Source organism: Salipiger pentaromativorans (genome assembly GCF_024721115.1).
In the GTDB taxonomy this organism is placed as follows: Bacteria; Pseudomonadota; Alphaproteobacteria; order Rhodobacterales; family Rhodobacteraceae; genus Salipiger; species Salipiger pentaromativorans.
The window spans coordinates 26132-42486 of the sequence record NZ_JAMDHK010000009.1; the positions used below are offsets into that span (position 1 = coordinate 26132).

The 16355-nt window shown below is 67.3% G+C and carries 16 protein-coding genes; 7 read left to right on the forward strand and 9 right to left on the reverse strand.

The window, feature by feature from the left end; translation table 11 throughout:
• Positions 1 to 9: 9 nt before the first annotated feature.
• Entirely contained in the window at positions 10 to 996 is a 987-nt protein-coding gene (locus M4578_RS14390) for a quinone oxidoreductase family protein (RefSeq protein WP_258093982.1), read from the reverse strand.
• A gap of 191 nt (positions 997 to 1187) precedes the next feature.
• Here M4578_RS14390 and M4578_RS14395 point away from each other — a divergent pair, with 191 nt between their 5' ends.
• Positions 1188 to 2042: a DUF2189 domain-containing protein gene (locus M4578_RS14395; protein WP_258093983.1), complete on the forward strand. Its 855-nt coding sequence runs from the start codon at positions 1188 to 1190 to the stop codon at positions 2040 to 2042.
• A gap of 50 nt (positions 2043 to 2092) precedes the next feature.
• Here the strand turns inward: M4578_RS14395 and M4578_RS14400 are convergent, their stop codons facing one another.
• The gene (locus M4578_RS14400; RefSeq protein ID WP_258093984.1) at positions 2093 to 3076 is read right to left on the reverse strand and encodes an NAD(P)H-quinone oxidoreductase; all 984 of its coding nucleotides are present in this window, start codon (positions 3074 to 3076) and stop codon (positions 2093 to 2095) included.
• A 9-nt stretch (positions 3077 to 3085) separates the two neighbouring features.
• Positions 3086 to 3772, reverse strand: coding sequence for a COQ9 family protein (locus M4578_RS14405; protein WP_258093985.1), 687 nt, complete (start codon positions 3770 to 3772; stop codon positions 3086 to 3088).
• Between the two features lie 115 nt (positions 3773 to 3887).
• Between M4578_RS14405 and rpsU the strand changes: the two genes are divergently transcribed.
• The 3 genes from rpsU to M4578_RS14420 all read left to right on the forward strand — a co-directional run bounded on the left by rpsU (position 3888) and on the right by M4578_RS14420 (position 6038).
• Positions 3888 to 4094 (forward strand): 30S ribosomal protein S21, encoded by a 207-nt coding sequence (rpsU, locus tag M4578_RS14410; RefSeq protein ID WP_007818122.1) that lies wholly within the window; start codon positions 3888 to 3890, stop codon positions 4092 to 4094.
• A gap of 225 nt (positions 4095 to 4319) precedes the next feature.
• Positions 4320 to 5618 (forward strand): alpha/beta hydrolase, encoded by a 1299-nt coding sequence (locus M4578_RS14415; RefSeq protein ID WP_258093986.1) that lies wholly within the window; start codon positions 4320 to 4322, stop codon positions 5616 to 5618.
• A gap of 72 nt (positions 5619 to 5690) precedes the next feature.
• A complete protein-coding gene (locus tag M4578_RS14420; protein WP_258093987.1) occupies positions 5691 to 6038 on the forward strand; it encodes a hypothetical protein in 348 nt (115 codons plus the stop codon).
• Here the strand turns inward: M4578_RS14420 and M4578_RS14425 are convergent.
• Genes M4578_RS14425 through M4578_RS14440 form a run of 4 tightly spaced genes read right to left on the reverse strand, consistent with a single transcriptional unit; the run spans position 6035 to position 12727 of the window.
• Positions 6035 to 8074 carry a glutamine amidotransferase gene (locus M4578_RS14425; RefSeq protein ID WP_258093988.1) on the reverse strand — a complete coding sequence of 680 codons (2040 nt, stop codon included), beginning with the start codon at positions 8072 to 8074 and terminating at the stop codon, positions 6035 to 6037. The two genes, M4578_RS14420 and M4578_RS14425, sit on opposite strands and share 4 nt — an antisense overlap.
• Positions 8071 to 10854, reverse strand: coding sequence for a DUF4159 domain-containing protein (locus tag M4578_RS14430; RefSeq protein ID WP_258093989.1), 2784 nt, complete (start codon positions 10852 to 10854; stop codon positions 8071 to 8073). Before M4578_RS14430 ends, M4578_RS14425 begins: the two co-directional genes overlap by 4 nt.
• Complete coding sequence (locus M4578_RS14435) at positions 10851 to 11729, reverse strand: DUF58 domain-containing protein (RefSeq protein WP_258093990.1); 879 nt, start codon at positions 11727 to 11729, stop codon at positions 10851 to 10853. The genes M4578_RS14430 and M4578_RS14435 overlap by 4 nt, the downstream gene beginning before the upstream one ends.
• Positions 11726 to 12727, reverse strand: a complete 1002-nt coding sequence (locus tag M4578_RS14440) for an AAA family ATPase (protein WP_258093991.1) — start codon at positions 12725 to 12727, stop codon at positions 11726 to 11728. The genes M4578_RS14435 and M4578_RS14440 overlap by 4 nt, the downstream gene beginning before the upstream one ends.
• A 68-nt stretch (positions 12728 to 12795) precedes the next feature.
• On the opposite strand from M4578_RS14440, the gene M4578_RS14445 reads away from it, so the two are divergent.
• On the forward strand, positions 12796 to 13383 hold the full coding sequence (locus M4578_RS14445; RefSeq protein WP_258093992.1) for a DUF1285 domain-containing protein: 588 nt from the start codon (positions 12796 to 12798) through the stop codon (positions 13381 to 13383).
• A 26-nt stretch (positions 13384 to 13409) separates the two neighbouring features.
• Here the strand turns inward: M4578_RS14445 and M4578_RS14450 are convergent, their stop codons facing one another.
• Positions 13410 to 14162, reverse strand: a complete 753-nt coding sequence (locus tag M4578_RS14450; protein WP_258093993.1) for an SDR family oxidoreductase — start codon at positions 14160 to 14162, stop codon at positions 13410 to 13412.
• Positions 14163 to 14241: 79 nt separating this feature from the next.
• Between M4578_RS14450 and M4578_RS14455 the strand changes: the two genes are divergently transcribed.
• Both M4578_RS14455 and M4578_RS14460 read left to right on the forward strand, forming a co-directional pair.
• Positions 14242 to 14868 (forward strand): TetR/AcrR family transcriptional regulator, encoded by a 627-nt coding sequence (locus M4578_RS14455; protein WP_258093994.1) that lies wholly within the window; start codon positions 14242 to 14244, stop codon positions 14866 to 14868.
• A gap of 41 nt (positions 14869 to 14909) precedes the next feature.
• Positions 14910 to 15515, forward strand: coding sequence for a hypothetical protein (locus M4578_RS14460; RefSeq protein WP_258093995.1), 606 nt, complete (start codon positions 14910 to 14912; stop codon positions 15513 to 15515).
• A gap of 4 nt (positions 15516 to 15519) precedes the next feature.
• Here M4578_RS14460 and M4578_RS14465 read toward each other — a convergent pair whose 3' ends face one another.
• Positions 15520 to 16338, reverse strand: a complete 819-nt coding sequence (locus M4578_RS14465; RefSeq protein ID WP_258093996.1) for a sulfotransferase family protein — start codon at positions 16336 to 16338, stop codon at positions 15520 to 15522.
• Positions 16339 to 16355 lie beyond the last annotated feature (17 nt).

Genomic DNA, 16355 nt, shown 5'->3' on the forward strand with positions numbered 1-16355 from the left:
CCCCGCGGATCAATCGAGCGTCAGGATCGTCTGGCCGGTTGTCCGCCGCGCCTCCAGCACCCGATGCGCCTCGGCCACCTCGGCCAGCGGAAAGCGCTGGTCGATGCGGATCTTCACATCGCCCGACACCACCTTGGCGAAGAGCATCGCCGCCATCTCCTGGCAGGCGTCGTGATCGGCGATATGGGTGAACAATGTCGGCCGGGTGAGCTTGAGCGAGCCCTTCTGCCCCAGGATGCCGAGGTTGAAGTTCTCCACCGCCCCCGAGGCATTGCCGAAAGAGATCATCATCCCCAGCGGCTTCAGGCAGTCGAGCGAGCCCTCGAAGGTCGATTTCCCGACCGAATCCATCACCACGTCCACGCCCTTGCCGTCGGTCAGCTCCCGCACCTTCGCCGCCCAGTCCTCGGTGGCGTAGTTGATGCAGGCATCGGCGCCATGGGCCAGCGCCAGTGCGCATTTCTCGTCCGACCCGGCGGTGCCGATCAGCCGGATGCCTTCGGATTTGGCCCATTGGCAGGCGATCAGCCCGACCCCGCCGGCGGCGGCGTGAAACAGCACCGTATCGCCCGCCTTCAGCGGGGTCGTGCGGTGAAAGAGATACTGCACCGTCAGCCCCTTCAGCATCATCGCCGCGCCTTCCTCGAAGGGGATGGCGTCGGGCAGCTTGCAGACCTGCGCCGCGGGCATCACCCGCGCTTCGGCATAGGCCCCCGGCGGCACCGCCGCATAGGCGGCGCGGTCGCCCACGGCGAGATGGGTCACCCCGTCGCCCACCGCCTCGATAATGCCCGACGCCTCCATGCCCAGGGCATGCGGCAGGGTCATCGGATACAGGCCCGAGCGCTGATAACAGTCGATGAAGTTGAGCCCGCAGGCCGCCTGGCGAATGCGGATCTCGCCCGGGCCGGGTTCGCCCACGGGCAGGTCCACGAGCTTGAGCTTTTCGGGTCCGCCCTGTTCCTCGATGATCACCGTCTTGGCCGTTTCTCCCATCGTCCTCTCCTCTGCGTTCGGCGCGTGTTTGCCGCGCACCCTGCGCTCTCGGGCGCGCGGGCACAAGGGGACGTGACCGCCGCCCCGCGCGATCCGTGTTATGCTGGGCCGTACGCGGTGCCGGTCGGTCTGGCCCCGCCCGCGCTCCGGCCAGACCCGCCCTGGTGCCCCACGCCAAAGGGAGGAGAACCATGGCTCACACAATCGGAAACCCGCTGTCCTGGACCGCGCAGCGCCTGAGCGGCGCCGGTCATCACCTTGCCGCCGCCTCGCGCGCGCTGGGCAGTCAGGACATTGCCGAACCGCAGATCCGGCGGCTGGAGATGTCGGACATCGGCGCCGCGTTGCGCGCGGGCTGGGAAGATTTCGAAGCCTGCCGCAGCGACGTGATGTTCCTCGTGCTGGTCTATCCGGTCGCGGGGCTGCTGCTGATGGGGATCGGGCTGCAAATGGCACTTCTGCCGCTGCTCTTCCCGCTGATTTCGGGTTTTGCCATCCTCGGGCCGGTCGCGGCGGTCGGGCTTTATGAAATGAGCCGCCAGCGCGAGCGGGGCGAGGCGCCGCGCTGGGGCCATGCATTCGCGGTGCTGGGCTCGCCCGGCTTCGGCGCGATGCTGATCATGGGGCTGTATCTGGCCGCGCTGTTCGTTGTCTGGATGCTCACCGCAGCCGAGATTCATGCGGCGATCATGGGGCCGGCCGTGCCCGAGAGCCTCGGTGCTTTCGCGGCGCAGGTGTTCACCACCGCCGGGGGCTGGGCGCTCATTGTCATCGGCGGCGGCGTGGGCTTTCTGTTCGCGCTGATGGCGCTGGCCACCTCGGTCGTGTCCTTCCCGCTGGTGCTCGACCGGCATGTCGGCGCGCCGTTGGCGGTGGCCACCTCGATCCGTGTGCTGCGCGAGAACCCGCGCGTGGTGCTGAGCTGGGGGGCGCTGATCGCGGCGATGATGGTGCTGGCGGCGATCCCCCTGCTTCTGGGGCTGATCGTGGTGCTGCCGGTGCTGGGCCATGCGAGCTGGCATTTTTACCGCCGCGCGGTGGTCTAGGCGCGCCAGTGAGGGGGGCAAGCCTTGCTCCCCTCCCGGCAACTGCCGGATCAGGCCACCTTCAGCACGATCTTGCCCACATGGGCCGAGCTTTCCATCCGCGCGTGGGCCTTTGCGGCCTCCTCCAGCGGAAACTCGGAATCCATCACCGGCGCAACCCGGCCCGCATCGAGCAGCGGCCAGACCGCCTTGCGCAGCCCGGCGGCGATGCGGGCCTTCGCCAGATCGCTTTGCGGACGCAGCGTCGATCCGGTGATCGTCAGCCGCCGCATCATCACCTGGGCAAAGTTCAACGCCACCTTGGGGCCTTGCAAAAAGGCGATCTGGACCAGCCGCCCTTCGTCGGCCAGCGCTTTCACATTGCGCGGCAGATACTCCCCGCCGACCATATCGAGGATAAGGTTCGCACCGCCTTCGGCGCGCATCACCTCGACAAAATCCTCCTCGCGGTAGTTGATCGCGCGTTCGGCCCCGAGCGACAGGCAGGCCGCGCATTTCTCGTCCGACCCGGCGGTGGCAAAGACCCGCGCGCCGAACGCACGGGCAAGCTGGATCGCCGTCGTCCCGATGCCTGAGGAGCCGCCATGCACCAGAAACCGCTCGCCGGCCTGGAGCCCGCCGCGTTCGAAGACGTTCGACCAGACCGTGAAAAAGGTTTCGGGCAGGCAGGCCGCCTCGCGCAAGGCCATCCCGTCGGGGACAGGCAGGCAATGCGCTGCGGGCGTCGCCACATAGTCCGCATAGCCGCCACCGGGCAGCAGCGCGCAAACCGTGTCGCCAACCGCAGGCCAGGTCACCCCGGGGCCCACCGCCGTCACCTCGCCCGAGGCTTCAAGCCCGGGAAGATCGCTTGCCCCCTTGGGCGGGGCGTAGCTGCCGGCGCGTTGCAGCGCGTCAGGCCGGTTTACACCGGCCCAGGCCACGCGGATCACCACTTCGCCATGACCGGGTTGCGGCACTGGCCGCATCGTCAGGCGCAGCACATCAGGGCCGCCGGGTTCCGAGATCTCGACGGCGCGCATGCTGTCAGTCATGGATGTTCCTTATCTTGGGGCGGTCCAGCCGCCCGGCAAATCGTTCTCGCGCACGGATCGCGGTGCACGAATACTGCTTAGCACCCGCTCCGGGCCAGCGAAAACCCGTTTCAGCAACCTGTTGTCGCGCATGCGCGCCTTGGTGGTCTCGAAGCGCATCACATCTTCGATACGCCGGTCGAGAAAGTCCCAGGTTGCCTGGTGATCGGGCGAATCGTCTCCCAGCCAGTACAACACCGTCGAGGAATAGACCCCGCTCAGCGTTGCCCGCTTGGTGTACCAGTTGAAATCGCGCGCGGTGTCGCCGAGCGCGCTCCAGATCCGGTCCGCCGTACACCAGATCAGCTTGGCACCGTCAGGCGCATAGATCGGCAGGGCAAACAGCGTCGTGCCGCGCCGCACCGCCTCGCGGTCCTTGACCACCTCGATACGGGTGCGCACCGCCCGCGCCACCTTGTCCCGGTATCGGAGCCCGTCATCGTCCATTTCCTGAAGTTGGGTGACCATGGCATCGTCGCCGCGTTTGTGAAACGCCACCGCCATGTCCACCGCACCCCGCGGATAAAGCCCCCGGGCTACCACCGGGTCTATATTCGCATCCGTCACCGCCGCGCGGAAGGTCGTTTCCGACCAGCCATCGAAGGCGACATGGTTTAGCGCCGCATCCAGCAGGCGCCCAGCTATGTCATCTGTCATGGGGCCTCTCCTTCGACTCAACACTTAGGAGTCTAGACAATTCTGCCAAGTCGCGCTATACGGCGGCTTCCTGCAATTCCTTGCAACTCAAACTTAGAAAGGTGGTGAAAACCACATGCAGGTTAGTGTTCGCGACAACAACGTCGATCAGGCGCTCCGCGCCCTGAAGAAGAAACTGCAGCGTGAAGGCGTGTTCCGTGAAATGAAGCTTCGGCAGCATTTCGAGAAACCGTCCGAGAAAAAAGCACGCGAAAAGGCCGAGGCGATTCGCCGGGCCCGCAAGCTGGCACGCAAGAAAGCCCAGCGCGAAGGTCTTCTCTAAGACCCTCGCAAAAGGCCAGGTAGCGGTTCTTCCGACACCTTTCAGACGACCCCCGGGGCAACGGCCTTTCGGGGGTTTGTCGTTTCTGGGACCTTCTGACTTTGCAGCCTGCTGCGATGTCGGGTCCGGATATCCCCTATAGGTTGCGCCGAAATGTGATAGGCTCACGGTCATACGCCGCAGGTTTCGCGGCAAGCCGTGGTTTTCACAAAAGGGTTTTCCGGCATGGCCGACACTGCCGTCATTTCCATTCTCGTGCTGCTTTTGCTGGTGTTGGTTTTCATGCTGGTGCGGCGTAAGGGCGACGGGGCCAACCGATCCACCCCGCCCGAGACCCGCGGCAGCGCACCGCCCGAGCCGGAAGAGCAGGCTGAGGAGGCGGCCCCTCCGCCCGAGCCGGCGCCCGCGCCAGAGCCCTCCCGTGCCGAGCCGCCCTGGGAGCGCGAAGAGGCCGCGCCACTGCCCGAGGCCACGGCGCTGGCCCCCGAGGATGATCGGTTCTGGGTGCAAAGGCTGTTTTTCGGCACCGACCGCACTATCGACCGTCAGGAAGAGACCGGTCCGGTCTTCGGCCATAAGCGCGCCAATACGCTGACGCTCGGCCATACCGACATCACCATCCCGCGCGGGGCGCATCGGCTGGGCCATGTGGAGCGGCCCAAGGAAATCACGCTGTTCAAGGTCACGCTCTGGAAACAGACAGAGGATCCGGCAAAGCACTTCACCGTGCACAAGACCGAAATCCTGACCGAGACCGCCTTTACCGACATGGCCGCCGAAGCGGCGCAAAGCGCGGAAACCTATGCCAACACCGCCTTTGTCTTCATCCACGGTTTCAACACCACCTTCGCCGAGGCGATGTTCCGTGCCGCGCAACTTGCCCATGATCTGGGCTTTGACGGCCCGGCCTTCGCCTATAGCTGGCCCTCGGTGGGCGAGACGCTGGATTATGTCACCGACATGGACAGCGCCGACAACGCCACCCCCTTCATGGACCGGTTCCTCGAGGTCGTCTTCAACGTGCCGGGGGTCGAGAAGGTGCATCTGATCGCCCATTCCATGGGCAATGCCGCGCTGGCGCAGCTTCTGACCCATGCCGGCACCCGACTGGGGCAGCGGGGGCAGGCGATCGAGCAGATGGTGCTGGCGGCCCCCGATCTGGACGCCGGCGAGTTCGGCAATATCTACCGGCATTTCACCGCCGTGGCGAAAGGGGTGACGCTTTACGCCTGCGCCTCGGACCGGGCGCTGCTGGCGGCGCAGAAGATCCGCGGCAACTATATCCGTCTGGGCGATGTGGGCCCCGACGGGCCGATGGTGGTGCCCGGGGTCGATTCCATCGACGTCAGCGCCGTGGGCACCGATCTGTTCTCGCTCAACCACAATGTCTATGCGCAGGATCGCGGCGTGCTCGACGATCTCGGCGCGCTGTTCCTGACCGGGCAGCGCCCGCCAAAGCTGCGGATGCCCACCTTGCAGGAAATCGCCGGGCAGCGGGGCCTCTACTGGCGCATGCCGGGCTGAAAGCGCAGCGCCTCGCGGCGCTTTTCCAAGATGTGATCTCCGGCGCGAAAGCGGGGATGCTAGGGTCGCGGCATGCGACCGCTTTTCGCCCTCCTGCTCCTTGGCGCCCCCGCGCTGGCCGACCCGTCCAAGATCGTCGCGGCAGAGGCCGTGCCGCAAAGCGATGGCTGGCGCATCTCGGTCACGTTGCGCCATCCCGATACTGGCTGGGCGCATTATGCGGATGGCTGGCGGATCGAGGCGGAGGACGGCACGATCCTCGGCACCCGTGTCCTCACGCATCCGCATGAGGCCGAGCAGCCCTTCACGCGGTCGCTTTCCACTGTCGCGATCCCGCAGGGCATGGCGCGCGTCTATATCCGCGCGCGCTGCCTCGTGGATGGCTGGTCGGCGGATCGCAACCCTCTCGATCTGCCCTAGCGGCGCCCTTCGCGTAGCCAGGCGCCGATGATGAAGCCCGAGGCCAGAAGCAGCGTCAGCCAGGCGGGCAGAAGCGGGATCTGGCGCACATCCATCGTTTCATAGGCTTCGCGCGGGGTCAGGCCGATCCAGCCGCGCCCGGCGGCGGGCCGTCCGGCGGAGACCGCGCGGATGCTGGGAATTCCGTCGTCGAGCCGCATCACGCCGCCACGCATCGTGTCGATAACCGGCTCCAGTGCGTCGCCGCTGGCGATGGTCTGCTCGAATTCGCGCGGCGCGGCGGGACCGAGGCCGATCACCGCCTCCTGGTCACCCTCGCTCAGCCGGTACAGGCCGATCTCGGGCCCCTCGTAAAGCGCCTCGAACCGGCCCGGCGACACCTCGTCCAGCGTCACTTCCTCGGTCCCGCCATCCGGGCGGGTCACCGTCACCGCGCCGACGGTTTCGTCCAGCGAGCGGCGGATGATGCGCATGGTCTGGCCCGTGGCTTCGGCCCAGAGCGCCTCTTCCTCGAGCTCGGGTTCCTTCATCATCCAATGCGCCAGCCGCCGCAGCAGTTCGAGCTGCGGCCCGCCGCCCTCATAGCCGCGCGACCAGAGCCAGGCATGATCCGACGCCAGCAGGGCCACGCGCCCCTCGCCGACCCGGTCTAGGATGAGCAGCGGCTTGCCCTCGACCCCGGACATGACCACATCGCCTTCGAGCGGGGTCAGGTCGATCTGCCGCAGCCAGCGGCCCCAGCTCTCGGCGCCCGACAGCCCGGCGGTCACCGGATGGCGCTGCCCCAGATCGGTCACGGTGGGGCGATAGCCTTCCTCGATCACCCGCGCGGTGGGTTCGGCAGGCAGGATTTCGGCGAGCGGCGAGCGGTAGATGGAATCGGCGCTGGCGAAATCGGGGCCGGCCGCCACCAGAACGGCGCCGCCGTTTTCGACATAGTTGCGCACATTGTCGAGATAGATCGCCGGCAGGATGCCGCGCCGCTTGTAGCGGTCGAAGATGATCAGGTCGAAATCCTCGATCTTCTCGAGGAACAGCTCGCGCGTCGGGAAGGCGATGAGCGACAGTTCGGTCACCGGCACGCCGTCCTGTTTTTCGGGCGGGCGCAGGATGGTGAAATGCACCAGATCGACCGAGCCGTCGGATTTCAGCAGGTTGCGCCAGGTGCGCCCGCCCGCATGCGGCTCGCCCGAGACCAAGAGCACCCGCAGCCGGTCGCGCACGCCGTTGATCTGCACCAGCGCGGCATTGTTGCGGTCGGTCAGCTCGCCGGCGCCTTCGGGCACCGCGAAACGGATCACGTTCAGCCCGCCATGCGGCAGCTCGATGGGCAGTTCCACGTCTTCGCCCACCGGTACGGTAAAGCTCTGGGCCTCGCCGCCATCCACCGAAATGTCCAGCGTCGTGCGCGTTTCCTGCGGCGCGGCCCCGTCGTCCTCGACCCGCAGGGTCAGGGTGACCGGTTCGCCTAGGATGGCGAAGGCGGGGGCGTTCTTGACGATGAGCCGCCGGTCCCAGTCGTCTTGGTGGCCGGTCAGCAGCAGATGCATCGGCGCGGGCAGGCCCGGTGCGCGTTCGAGATCATGCAGCCGTCCGTCGGACAGCAGGAAGATCCCCGCGATGCGCCCGCGCGGCTCTTCGGCCATGGCGGCGGACAGCGCCGTCATGAGCTGCGTGCCGCTGTCGCCCTCGCCGTCGCCGACCTCGATCCGGCGCAGCTCGGTATTGGGGCGGGCGGCGATGCGCGCCTCCAGCGCCTGCGCCGCGCTTTCGGTCACCTCCAGCCGGTCGGCAAGCTGTTGCGAGGCGCTCTTGTCCACGACCATCAGCACGATGTCCGAAAGCGGCGCGCGGTCTTCCTCCTGAAAGCTGGGCTGGGTGAGCGCGGCGACCAGAATGAGCCCGGCGAAGAAGCGCAACGGCCAGCCGGTCAGCCCGCGCCAGAGCGCCAGAACCACCCCCGCCAGCGCCACAGCGCCAAGCGCATAGATCGCCACCCAGGGCAGAAGCGGGTCGAAAACGATCTGTCCGGTCATTGGCCCAGCCTGTCGAGCAGCGCAGGCACATGGACCTGGTCGGATTTGTAATTGCCGGTCAGCACATGCATCACCAGATTGACCCCGAAACGATAGGCGATCTCGCGCTGACGCTCGCCCGCAAAGCCCGAGCCGATGCGCACCAGCGGGTTGCCACGCTCGTCCATCGCCCAGGCGGCGGCCCAGTCATTGCCGCCGATCACCACCGGGGTCACGTTGTCGTTGAGGTTGCGGAAGGGCATGCCCTCGATCAGCTCCGCATCGGGCGGGGCGGCCTCGACCCAGACATCGCGGCTGTTGTAGCGGCCGGGAAAATCCTGCAGCAGATAGAAGGTGCGGGTCAGAACGTGATCGGCGGGCACCGGCTCCAGCGGCGGAATGTCGAGCGGCGCGGCAAGCTGCTGCAGCTTGCGCCCCTCGGGGCTGGCGGTGCCGAAGCCCGCCACATCCGCATCGCGCGTGTCGAAAAGGATCATCCCGCCCGAGCGCAGGTAGTCGTTGAGCTTGGTATAGGCGGCGGCCGAGGGCGCCGGCTGGCCGGGCGTGACCGGCCAGTAGAGCAGAGGGAAGAACGCCAGCTCGTCGCTTTCCAGATCCACGCCCACCGGTTCGGCGGGCTCGACCGAGGTGCGGAAGAACAGCGTTTCCGACAGACCCCGCAGCCCGGCCTGAGCCAGATCGTCGAGCTGCCGGTCGCCGGTCAGCACATGCGCCAGCGTCACTTCCGAGGCCGCGAGGATCGCGGCGGCATCGTCGCTCTGATCCTGTGCTTGGCCCGGCTGCGGCAACACCAGGATCGCCAGTGCGGTCAGCGCGGCGGCGGTGGCGCCCCGGGCGCGGGTGCCGCCGAGGCGGCCCGAAAGGGCCAAGGAGGCGACCACATCCGCCAGAAGCAGCGCGATGGCGCCGGCCAGCAGCCAGCCCGCCAGCGGCGTTTCCTGCGGCCGCGACAGCCCCTCGACCGGAACGCCCTCGGGCCAGAGCGTTGGCTCGAGCACCGTATCGACACTCACCACGTTGCGCGCGAGGCTGCGGTCCTCGCCCTGATAGAGCCCCGGCTGCAGTTCCGGCCCCAGCGGGTCGCTCAGCAGCGCCTCGCCCGCGACGCCGGGCAGGTTGCCTGCGTCGCCGACCTTGCCGAAAGCATCGAGCACGCGGATCGGTTGCCAGACCGTACCCGCCAGATCCTGCGCATCCGGCGCGGCGGGCATCGAGGACACCGCCAGCCGTTCGAGCATCTGCACGAAGAGTCCCGACAGCGGCAGCGAAGACCACTCCGCATTGGCCGAGACGTGAAACAGAACCACCTGGCCCTGACCCACGCGCTTGCGCGTCACCAGCGGCGTGCCGTCGGTCAGCTGCGCGATGACCCGCGATGCCAGCGTCGGATCGGGCTGCGCCATGACCTGAGAGCTGATCGTGACATCCCCGGGCACCGGTAGGCCGAAAAACGGGCTGTCCTCGGCGAAGGGCGCCAGCGATTTCGGCTCGCCCCAGCTCATCGCGCCGCCCACGCTGCGCCCGCCCGCGCGCAGCCGCACCGGCATCAGCGGGTCTTCCTCGCTGCGGCTGACATCGCTGGCCGCCAGACGCGGCCCGGCAAAGCGCAGGAGCGTGCCGCCCTTCTCCAGCCAGTCGCTTACCCCGGCCTGTTCGTCCGGCGACAGCGTGGCGACATCCGCCAGCACGATCACATCGGGATTGGCGGGGAGTACGTCGATCAGCGCGCCGTCGAGAATATCGGCGGTGGGCACCAGCGCCTTGTGCAGGAAATGCAGCGGCGACAAAAGTTCGAGCCCTTCGCGGTTCTCGTTGCCCGCGATCAGCGCCACCTCGCGGCGGCGCAGACTGTCGTCGGGCAGGGCCACGGCGCCGGCATTGCGGGCGCCCTCGATCTCGAACCGGGTGATCCGCGCCCGCAATTCCGAGGGCAGGTTCAGCACCAGCTCCGCCTCGGTGGCCGATTGCTCGAAAATCACCGGATTGCGCGCCAGCAGCGCCGGATTGCCCGCCGGATCGAGCCCATGCGCGGCCACCGAGACCTCGGCCTCCGGCCCCGGGCGCAGCCGGCGCAACGTCAGCGCCACATGCCCGTCCTCGAAACGCGGCGGCGTCAGCGCGTAATGCGCGCGCGGGCTTTCGAAGACGGTGACGGCGCCCCGCGCCTCCAGCGCCGCCAGCAGCGCCGCCCGGCTGTCGCGGGCCAGCCCGTCGGACATCCAGTAGCTGTCGAAATCCCCGTCGGGCAGCAGCGCCAGCGCGCGGGCCATCTGCGTTGCATCCGGTTGCCACGGTTCGGGCAGAATGCCGCTCAGCCGGCTTTTCAGCACGCCTGCCGCCTGAAACTGCACCGCCTCGGGCGCGGTCAGCCGCAGCAGCGCCACCGGACGGCTTTCGCGTTCGGCCCGGGTCAGCAGCGCCTCCAGCGCCTGCAGCCGTGCCCGCCAGTCCGATGCGCTCGACCAGCTCGCATCCATCACCACCAGCAAGGGGCCAGAGCCCGCCTGATCGCCCCCATCGTCCTGCGGGTTCAGCACCGGCCCGGCGAGCCCGACGATCACCGCCGCCACCGCCAGCATGCGCATCAGCAGCAGCCACCAGGGGGTGCGGTCGGTGACCTGTTCCTCGTCCTTGAGACCGAGCAGAAGCACCACGCCGGGAAACATCCGGCGGATCGGCGCCGGGGGCACCGCGCGCAGGATCACCCAGAGCACGGGCAGCGCGATCAGCCCCAGCAGCAGCCAGGGCGCGGTAAAGCCCAGAGGGCCAAGCATGGTCATCCGTGGCCTCCATCCATCGCGCGGTAGACCCAGAGCAGCGCCGATTGCGCGCTGTCAGAGGTATGATGACACAGGTATTGCCAACCCGTTAACCGCGACAATCGGGCGAGCCGGTCCTTGCGCTCGGCCAGCCGGTCGAGATAGCGCGCGCGCAGGTCGCCCGCCTTGAGCGTCTCATGCGCCACGGTGCCACCGACGCTTTCGAAAATCGTGCGGCCCTTGAAGGGGAAGCTTTCCTCGCTGGGGTCGAGCACCTGGCAGAGCACGCCGCGCACGCCCCGGTCGGCGGCCTTGGTCAGTGCCGCCTCGACCGGCGTCAGATCGCCGAGGAAATCCGACACGAAGAGCGCGCGCGCATGCGGAATCATGCCGCGCGCCTCGGGTTCGGAATAATCCTCGCCGCCGTCTTCCGACAGCGCCTCGGCCAGCCGCAGGATCTGCACATCGCCGTTGCGCGGCGGCAGCGACCAGCCGGTAAAGCCCACGCGCTCGCCGCCCCGGATCAGCAGGATTGCCGTGGCCAGCGCCACCAGACGCGCGCGCTCGGCCTTGCTGGGCAAATCCCTGTCCGAGGCAAAGCGCATCGAGGCGCCGCCATCGACCCAGAGCTGCACGCTCTGCGCGATCTGCCATTCGCGCTCGCGCACGAATTGTTCGTCGCCCCGGCCCGAGCGGCGCCAGTCGATGCTGCGATAGGTGTCGCCGGGGCGCAGCGGGCGGTACTGCCAGAAATCGTCGCCCATGCCCGAACGCCGCCGCCCGTGCTCGCCCAGCAGCACGGTGCCGGCGAGATGCTCGGCGCGGGCGAGCAGCGCGGGGAAGCGGCTGGCTTCCTCCTGCGCGTCGCGGCGAAGAAGGGCGATGCGCTCGCTCAAGCGGCGGCCTCACCCGGTATCAGCCCGCCGGCCACATCGTCGATGATCTTGCCCAGATCCTCGCCGCGCGCGCGGGCCGAGAAGGTCAGCGCCATGCGGTGGACGAGCACGGGGCGGGCCATATTGATCACATCCGCCGGCGAGGGTGCCAAACGGCCTTCGAGCAGTGCCCGCGCCCGCACGGTCATCATCAGCGCCTGCGCCGCGCGCGGGCCGGGGCCCCAGGCGACGGTGTCGCGCACCCGCTGGGAGGCGGACGGGTCGTCGGGGCGGAAAGCGCGCACCAGGTCGAGAATCATCTCCACCACCGCATCGCCCACCGGCATCCGCCGCAGCAGGTGCTGCGCGGCGATCAGCGAGGCCGGATCGAAGACCTCATGCGCCTCGGCCTCTTCGGTGCCGGTGGTGGCGAGCAGGATGTCCTTTTCCGTCTTGCGGTCGGGATATTGCACGTCGATCTGCACGAGGAAGCGGTCGAGCTGCGCTTCGGGCAGCGGATAGGTGCCCTCCTGCTCGATCGGGTTCTGGGTGGCCAGCACATGGAACGGCAGCTCGAGCTTGCGCGTTTCGCCCGCGACGGTGACGGATTTCTCCTGCATCGCCTGCAGCAGCGCCGATTGCGTGCGGGGCGAGGCGCGGTTGATCTCGTCGGCCATCAGAAGCTGGCAGAAAATGGGGCCATGAATGAACTTGAAGGCGCGCGTGCCGTCGGTGCCGGTTTCCAGCACCTCGGAGCCGAGGATGTCGGCGGGCATCAGGTCGGGGGTGAACTGGATGCGGTTTCCGTTCAGCCCCATCACGGTCGAAAGCGTTTCGACCAGCCGGGTCTTGCCCAGGCCGGGCAGGCCGATCAGCAGCCCGTGGCCACCGCAGAGCAGCGCCGAGAGGGTCAGCTCGACGACCCGCTCCTGGCCGATGAAGCGGCTGGTGATCGCCCGCTTGGCCTCGGCCAGCTTTTCTTCCAGCGCCTCGATCTCGGCGACCAGGTCTTCCGCCATGTCCTGACTCCTTGAAACTTCTTCTTTACGAGTCAACTCTATCGCGGGGTTGGAAAATGGCAAAAGCAATGAGCACACAAAATTCCGTTACACCGTCCGCCGAGGGTCTGGCTGCCTCTGCGCGCGCCGCTTCCAAGCGCGGATTGCCGCCCGTTCACAAGTGGAACCCGCCGTTTTGCGGCGATCTCGACATGCGGATCGCCCGCGACGGAACATGGTTCTATCTTGGCACGCCGATCGGCCGGTTCGAGCTGGTGAAGCTGTTCTCGTCCATTCTGCGCAAGGATGGCGAGGCGTATTTCCTCGTCACGCCGGTGGAGAAGGTGGGAATCACCGTCGATGACGCGCCCTTTGTCGCCACGGATTTCGAAACCGCAGGGGCGGGGGACGAGCAGGTTCTGACCTTCCACACCCATGTGGGCGATACGGCGGTGGCGGGGCCCGAACATCCGATCCGCGTGGTGCGCGACCCGGAAACCGGCGAACCCGCGCCCTATGTGCTGATCCGCGCCAATCTCGAGGCGCTCATCGACCGCAAGAGCTTTTACCGGCTGGTCGAGCGCGGCACGCATCATGAGGTCGAGGGCCAGAGCTGGTTCGGCGTCTGGTCCTCGGGGGCGTTCTTTCCGATCATCCCGTCGGTCGAGCTGCCCTAAGGGGGCGGTGGGCAGGATTGCCCACCCTACGCGGCCATGCGCCGCATCATGCCATGGCCCAGCCGGGGCGAAAGCCGCATGATCTGGCGCAACAGCCGCGCCTTGCCGATCCAGATTTCCGGCATGCCGCGCGCCGCACCGTTTAGAATGGCTGCCGCCGCCGCGTCGGGCGCCATTTTGCCCTCGGGCGCGCCGCGCGACAGCGTGGTATCGACCACAGGCAACAGCGCTTCACAGATTCCGGTGCCGAATCCCGCATCCTCGGTCTGATAGCGCAGCGTCCGGGTAAAGCTGCGCATCGCCGCCTTGGTGGCGCAATAGACCGGCGCATCGGCCTTGGGCGCCACCGCCAGCCCAGACGTCACGTTGACGATTCGCGACTCGTCCTGCTCTGCAAGCACGGGCAGCAGTCCCACCGCGATCTGCATCGGCGCGATCAGGTTGATGCGGGTCTCTTCCTCGATCCCGGCCAGATCCGCCGTGCCGTCGGTCAGCAGCGGATAGCGCATCACGGCGGCGTTGTTGATCAGCACCGCGCAGTCCGGGTGAGCGTCGCGAATCCAGTTGACGACGCCCAGCGGAATCTCGGGATCGGCCAGATCCGCCTCGAGAAAATCCACGCAATCCCCGGTCTGGCACAGCGCCTCCAGCGCGGCCGGGTTGCGCGCCACCGCAAGCACCTGCGCCCCCGCCGCCCCAAGCTGCCGTGCCATCTCGCGGCCGATCCCGCGCGTCGCGCCGGTCAGCAGCACCTTCTTGCCGTTCCAGAAAGGCTCCATCGCCCTGCTCCTTGCCCGTTGTCCGAATTTCTGGCAAGAATGTGAGTATTCACTCAGGTTTCATACTCGCATTTCCGCCATGCCTGCCCCGACCTCGCTTCAGCCAAGAAAAGCACCGCGACAGAGCCGGTCGCGCGTCTCGTATGAGGCGGTCCTGACGGCGGCGGCTCAGATTCTCGAACGCGAGGGCGCGGCTGCGCTGACCACCAATGCGGTGGCCGAGCGTGCCGGTGTGAGCATCGGGACGCTCTACCAGTATTTCCCCGGCAAGGAGGCCATCGCGGCAGAGCTGGTGCGGCGGCTCAAGGCCCAGCTTGTGGAGGATCTGGTGGGGGCGCTGGAAGAGGCGTCCAATCTGCCGCTGCGCCAGGCGGCGCATGTCGTGCTCTCGGCCTCGATCCGCCACCATGCCCGCGCGCCGGAACTCTCGCGCGAGCTGGAGCGGCTGGAACGGGACCTGCCGCTCGACGCCGAGGCGGAGGCGGTCACTGCCGAGGTCTATGCCCGACTGGCGGGGTTGCTACAGACCCATGGTGTGCCCGAACCCGCCGTCGTGGCGCGCGATCTTACCGCGATGAGTAAGGGGCTGGTCCATGCGGCGCTGTTCGCGGGCGAGACCGATCTGGCCCGTATAGAACGCCGGCTTCTGCCCGCGATAGTCGGGTATCTCGGACTTGATCCGGCAGGCGATCCGGATTTGACTTAGCGCATTGGTTTCCGGTGTCCCCGGACAAAAGGATTTAGACGATGTCGCTTTCGAAGACCCCGCCGCTCAATTTGACCGATGCGCTGATGGCCCTGCCGCTGAGCTTGCCGCGCGCCCTGGCCGCCTGGCTGTTTCACCCCGAGCCCCTGGTCGCGTCGCGCCGATGGCCCGAGCGCGGGCGGGCGGCGTTTCCGCCGAACGTCCTGCTGTTGCCGGCCGCGCTGATCATCGGCACGCTGGAGAATCTCTATCTCGCCCAGACCCGGCTGCGCGCCGGCGCCCCGATCGAGCTGCCCTATCTCGGCGCGCTCGATCTGCGCACGCCCGAACTTTCGGCGCTGCTGCTCGCGACGGCGGAAATCGCGGCCTTCTATCTGTGCGCGCTGGTGCCGCTGCTGCTGTTCGTGCGTCTGTTCCTGCACCGGGACAAGGCCGACGAGGTTCCGGCGCTGGCCACCGGATTTGCCGCGCTGGGCGGGATCTGGCTGACCGCGCTGATGCTGATCGACCGGGGCGCGCTGACGCTGTCCGGAGAGGTTCCGATCTGGTCCGACCCGGCGCGGACGCTGCTGCTGGCCGTGGTGCTTGGCGTGACCTCGCTGCGCTATCTCTGGCACGCGGCCGAGGCGCTGCGCGCTCCCCGGTAGCCGGTCAGTCGCCCAGCTTTGCGTGCACCTCGTCGAGGTCGATCTCTCCGATGGGCATCTTGTTCCCCGGGTTTTCGAAATCGTAGCGGAACAGGTCGAAATCGCGCTTGTAGATCTCGTAGACGAGATGCATCGCGAGATCGTCGAAATAGGCCTCGACCGGGTGCGCGCGCTTGGGCCCGTGGCCTTCGGATTCGTTGAAACGCGGGATTGCCGACAGATCGACCGCATGCGGCGTCTCGACCGCGTCGAGCACCTCCTGCATGCCGTCGTTGAACCTCTCGGTCCAGAAGATCTTGTTGTAGCGCCCGCCGTTCACGATGAAGGTCGAGACATGGCCGGACATCGCCGACCAGTGGATGTCCGGATCCATCGGACGGCGCCAGCGGATGGTATCGCGCACGAAGAGCAGGAAGCGGCGGAAGCTCTTGATCTGGTCGAACTCTTCCTTGCCGTCCTCGCCGCCGACCTCGATGCCGTATTTCTGGATCAGCAGCGGCACGAGATTGCCGCGATAGCGCTTGCCGTTGCGCTGGATGCCGCAGATCTTGTCGAAGAAGCTGGACAGGACGCGCGTATAGGGATTGCGCACGCAGGTGAACGCATAGGAGCTGCGGGTCTTCACATTGGCCTTGATCGCGGACTGGCTGTCGTCCAGCGCCCATTTGTGCAGACCGTGCTCCGCATCGTGGATGTCACCGTCGTAAAACCGGCCATGATCCGAATAGAACATGATCTGGCCAATCGTCGAGCAAGCGCATTTCGGAACGACCCGATACACCATGCTTTCGCTTTCGGTCATCCAAGTGCCTGGAAAACCCATTTACTTTCGCCTCCCAT

Coding starts and splice junctions, on each gene's coding strand:
- M4578_RS14390 (WP_258093982.1), bottom strand. CDS start 996: ATGGGAGAAACGGCCAAGACGGTGATCATCGAGGAACAGGGCGGACCC.
- M4578_RS14395 (WP_258093983.1), top strand. CDS start 1,188: ATGGCTCACACAATCGGAAACCCGCTGTCCTGGACCGCGCAGCGCCTG.
- M4578_RS14400 (WP_258093984.1), bottom strand. CDS start 3,076: ATGACTGACAGCATGCGCGCCGTCGAGATCTCGGAACCCGGCGGCCCT.
- M4578_RS14405 (WP_258093985.1), bottom strand. CDS start 3,772: ATGACAGATGACATAGCTGGGCGCCTGCTGGATGCGGCGCTAAACCAT.
- rpsU (WP_007818122.1), top strand. CDS start 3,888: ATGCAGGTTAGTGTTCGCGACAACAACGTCGATCAGGCGCTCCGCGCC.
- M4578_RS14415 (WP_258093986.1), top strand. CDS start 4,320: ATGGCCGACACTGCCGTCATTTCCATTCTCGTGCTGCTTTTGCTGGTG.
- M4578_RS14420 (WP_258093987.1), top strand. CDS start 5,691: ATGCGACCGCTTTTCGCCCTCCTGCTCCTTGGCGCCCCCGCGCTGGCC.
- M4578_RS14425 (WP_258093988.1), bottom strand. CDS start 8,074: ATGACCGGACAGATCGTTTTCGACCCGCTTCTGCCCTGGGTGGCGATC.
- M4578_RS14430 (WP_258093989.1), bottom strand. CDS start 10,854: ATGACCATGCTTGGCCCTCTGGGCTTTACCGCGCCCTGGCTGCTGCTG.
- M4578_RS14440 (WP_258093991.1), bottom strand. CDS start 12,727: ATGGCGGAAGACCTGGTCGCCGAGATCGAGGCGCTGGAAGAAAAGCTG.
- M4578_RS14445 (WP_258093992.1), top strand. CDS start 12,796: ATGAGCACACAAAATTCCGTTACACCGTCCGCCGAGGGTCTGGCTGCC.
- M4578_RS14450 (WP_258093993.1), bottom strand. CDS start 14,162: ATGGAGCCTTTCTGGAACGGCAAGAAGGTGCTGCTGACCGGCGCGACG.
- M4578_RS14455 (WP_258093994.1), top strand. CDS start 14,242: ATGCCTGCCCCGACCTCGCTTCAGCCAAGAAAAGCACCGCGACAGAGC.
- M4578_RS14460 (WP_258093995.1), top strand. CDS start 14,910: ATGTCGCTTTCGAAGACCCCGCCGCTCAATTTGACCGATGCGCTGATG.
- M4578_RS14465 (WP_258093996.1), bottom strand. CDS start 16,338: ATGGGTTTTCCAGGCACTTGGATGACCGAAAGCGAAAGCATGGTGTAT.